The sequence below is a fragment of the Halothiobacillus sp. genome, assembly GCF_027346185.1.
Classification (GTDB): Bacteria; Pseudomonadota; Gammaproteobacteria; order Halothiobacillales; family Halothiobacillaceae; genus Halothiobacillus.
The window spans coordinates 1-2,061 of the sequence record NZ_DAIESY010000097.1; the positions used below are offsets into that span (position 1 = coordinate 1).

Here is a 2,061-nt window from a genome sequence, read left to right on the forward strand (position 1 = left end):
AGGTGCTGGAAAACCCAGTGGCCCGGTGTTGTCTGGTCAATCGCGAATTTGAAGTCAAAACCGTGCAGTTCCTCGATGAACCGATCGAACAGGTTCAGGTCGGCCAGCGATTCGCGCTCGTTCAACTCGAACACGAGCCGATCGCGCGCCATACCGGTGGCGTCCATCAGTCTTGCGATGTCTGGAAGGAAAGATTTCGCGTGTACGGTCCGGGGTGAAATATTTACGAAGATCAGGCCGTTGCAATGTGTGGCGACTTGCGGGCAAATGAGTTCTGTCATCAGTTGGCGGTCGAAGGTTTCGGCTTGCCCGCGTCGCCTGACCATACCGAGAAAATCTCGAGCCATGACCCAGCAATCGCCGATATTCAGTTGTGCCAGCACTTCCATACCAACCCGTTCGAGCAGCAGGTTTTCCAGAGGTTCGACCACGGCATCCCCAATGGCGAAAATGGGTTGGAACAAAATCCGTGGCGGCTGTTCTTCGGTGAGCGCTTCGAGAATATCCTGATCCTCAAAGGGCTTATCGTGCAGATCGGCCAATGGCTCTTCGGGATTGGGGAGTGCGAACTGATTCTTGCCCGCGAGTTTGGCCCGATACATCTGTGCGTCCGCGATGGAGAACAGGCCGCGAGCCGAGTCGGTGGGGCCGATGGCGATACCGATGGACAATGAAACCCCGACCGTATGTCCATCCAGTGTTTTCATCGACAAATTTCGTATTCGGGCCAGCAGCCGGTCGGCCACCATGATGCATTCCTTCTCTTCTGCCTCGGGCAGAATGGCTGTGAACTCGTCGCCGCCATAGCGGGCAAGTGTATCGCCCGTACGCAGGCCTTCGTTCAGGCATTCGGATACCTTACACAAAAAGGTGTCACCAAAGGTGTGGCCGAAGCTGTCGTTGATGCCCTTGAAGTCATCGATATCAATGACAAACAAGCCGAACGAGTAGCCATGCCGCTGCGCGCGATCCATTTCATAATCCAGTAGCGACCAGAACATGCGCTGGTTATACATCTGTGTCAGCGGGTCGCGCGTGGCGTAAAACTCCAGATCCTCGGTGTGCTTTTCAATGGCGCGTACCGAACCCACCACGTTTAGCATGGTGGAGAGGATTGACTCGATCAAGAGGCGTTCAACCTGTGACTGGTTTTGGGTGTTAGGCAGAATGAGACCAACCAGACCGTGGATGGACGGGTTGTCCATGGTGATTTCTTTGGTGCGCAGATCTAGCTGTCGGGCGTTGTCGAGGGGGGGTCTGCCGGATGGGTCGAGGCTGTGTTGCCGGGGAACAAAATCGGTGGCAACCTGCCCCAGCGTTTCCCCTACGATTCGCTGGACGCGCTGGCTCATGGTTGCGGCGACCGTTTCATTAATGGCATCGAACCAGAACAACTCCACATTGGCGGGCCGATCGCCGACCGCAAAGGCGGTGAATACGCCATGCACGGTTTGTACGGTGTTGATTTCCTTGAGCAGGTCGCGCACGTAGCGTCGCCAGTCGCGCACGACATCCGAGGTAATGACAAACCGCTCGAGCAGGCGGATTTCGAACTCAAGCAAATCCCGATCTACTGCCAGATGACGTACCTTATCAGTCAGGCCATCAACTTCGATCAGCACGTCATCCAGTTCGGAAAAGCCGGTCTTTGCGTCGCTGAAGCGCATTTGAGCCAAGTCTTCTACCCGCTCCAGACGGCTGATGGTGTTCTTGAGTCTGGCGATTGAGCGGCCCATGCGTCGCCCGAGCAATAGAGCGATCATCAGGGCGGCCAGCAGGGGGATTGGCATGATAATCAGCAGCTTGTTGACGAGCTCGTCATGTGCCTTAGATGTAACTTGAGCGACTGATTGCGTGATCGAAAGTACACCCAGCACATTGCCCACCTTGGCGTTGGTATGGCATCTCAGGCACTGCGCTTCGACGATCAGGGGGCGGTCATACCGAATCATCCCATTGTGCATTTGTGTCTGGGTTTTGCCTGTGGCAAAAGCAGATAGCACCAGGGCGTCTGGATCAGGCTGTTCAATCTGTCCAAAGAGCGCAATCACCTTGCTGCCG

General features: G+C 55.7%; 1 protein-coding gene. It reads right to left on the reverse strand.

Annotated elements, in window-relative coordinates; genetic code table 11:
• On the reverse strand, window positions 1–2,061 hold a 2,061-nt coding region (locus M7R55_RS07245), incomplete at both ends, for a diguanylate cyclase (protein WP_298219753.1).